Below are 1,081 nucleotides of genomic sequence, written 5' to 3' on the forward strand. Positions count from 1 at the left end.
TCATGCGGTTTTCGATCAGGTCGTCGACCACCGACGGATCGGCCAGGGTCGAGGTGTCGCCCAGGCTGCCATAGTCGTTTTCGGCGATCTTGCGCAGGATGCGGCGCATGATCTTGCCCGACCGGGTCTTCGGCAGGCCCGGGGCCCACTGGATCAGGTCGGGGCTGGCGATCGGGCCGATTTCGGTCCGCACCCAGGTCCGCAGGTCCTTGCGCAGATCCTCGGTCGGTTCCACGTCGTTCATCAGCGTGACATAGCAATAGATGCCCTGGCCCTTGACCTCGTGCGGGTAGCCGACCACGGCGGCCTCGGCCACCTTGGGATGCGCGACCAGCGCGCTTTCGACTTCCGCCGTGCCCATCCGGTGGCCCGACACGTTGATCACGTCGTCGACCCGGCCGGTGATCCAGTAATCGCCGTCCGCGTCGCGGCGGCAGCCGTCGCCGGCGAAGTAGTAGCCCTTGTAATCGGCGAAATAGGTCTTTTCGAACCGTTCGTGATCGCCCCAGACGGTGCGCATCTGGCCCGGCCATGAATCGGCGATGCACAGCACGCCCTCGACCCCGTTGCCGTCGATTTCCTGCCCCGTATGCGGATCCAGCACCACCGGCTTGACGCCGAAGAACGGCTTCATCGCGGCGCCCGGCTTGGTGTCATGCGCGCCCGGCAGCGGCGTCATCATGTGGCCGCCGGTTTCGGTCTGCCACCAGGTGTCGACGATCGGGCAGCGTCCCTTGCCGACATTGTCGTTGTACCAAGCCCAGGCTTCGGGGTTGATCGGTTCGCCCACGGTGCCCAGCAGTTTCAGGTCGCTCAGGTCATAGCGGTTCACCCATTCCACGCCCTGGCCCATCAGCGCGCGGATCGCGGTGGGGGCGGTGTAGAACTGGTTCACCTTGTGCTTTTCGCAGACCGCCCAGAACCGGCCGGCATCGGGCCAAGTCGGCACGCCTTCGAACATCAGCGTGGTGGCGCCATTGGCCAGCGGGCCATAGACGATATAGCTGTGCCCGGTGACCCAGCCCACATCGGCGGTACACCAGTAGATGTCGCCGTCGTGGTAATCGAAGGTGATTTCATG

At 64.9% G+C, this 1,081-nt stretch carries 1 protein-coding gene; it reads right to left on the minus strand.

Going from position 1 to position 1,081, the window contains the following annotated elements; all coding sequences use genetic code 11:
- Positions 1-1,081: AMP-binding protein (locus tag IT775_RS21155; RefSeq protein ID WP_212703233.1), on the minus strand; the 1,081-nt coding region annotated here is incomplete at both ends.

It is taken from the genome of Thalassovita aquimarina, assembly GCF_018219815.1.
GTDB classification, from domain to species: domain Bacteria; phylum Pseudomonadota; class Alphaproteobacteria; order Rhodobacterales; family Rhodobacteraceae; genus Thalassobius; species Thalassobius aquimarinus.